The sequence below is a fragment of the Neisseria sp. P0021.S006 genome, from assembly GCF_051956895.1.
Genome location: NZ_JBQCWZ010000982.1, coordinates 1 through 546 on the forward strand (window position 1 = coordinate 1; position 546 = coordinate 546).

1 protein-coding gene is annotated in these 546 nt (G+C 50.0%); it reads right to left on the reverse strand.

Going from position 1 to position 546, the window contains the following annotated elements:
* Window positions 1-76 precede the first annotated feature (76 nt).
* Complete coding sequence (locus ACTHUM_RS18280; RefSeq protein WP_070460901.1) at window positions 77-505, reverse strand: Spy/CpxP family protein refolding chaperone; 429 nt, start codon at window positions 503-505, stop codon at window positions 77-79.
* Window positions 506-546 lie beyond the last annotated feature (41 nt).

A 546-nucleotide genomic window follows, 5' to 3' on the forward strand; every position in this document is an offset into this window, starting at 1 on the left:
GTGCTGGATGAAGGCTGAAAAAGTAAAGGCCGTCTGAATATGGTTTCAGATGGCCTTTTTGTATTTTATTTATCCATCAGCGCAAGCATGAAGACAACCATTGCTGGCGTTGGCGCGGATTGAGCAGATGATAGAAGCGGTATTGGATTTCCATTTCATCCACCGCATAGTCCATGCTGGAGAGGTAGCGGTTTTCAACATAATCGCGGGCGGCGTTTGAGTCGAATGAGTCGCCGGAGAGGATTTTGATGATGGTTTGACGGCGGTTGCGGTCGGAGCGTACGGTTTTGCGGTAGGCTTTATCGTTGATCTGTTTGAAGTCGGTACGCAGGCGGCGCAGGGCGGCGTGTTGGTCGGCGGATAAATTGAGCTGTCGAATGTCGCAATTCGGGTGGAAGTCGTCCAAAGTGGCCAGAAACGGACCGGCATATGCAGGCAGACTGGAACAGAGTAGGGCGAGTGCTAAGAAAATAAAAGTCGGATAGCGGGAAAGTGCAACAGACACGGTGTTTTCCTAATGTTTCATCAGGTTTGGAAATATAACCG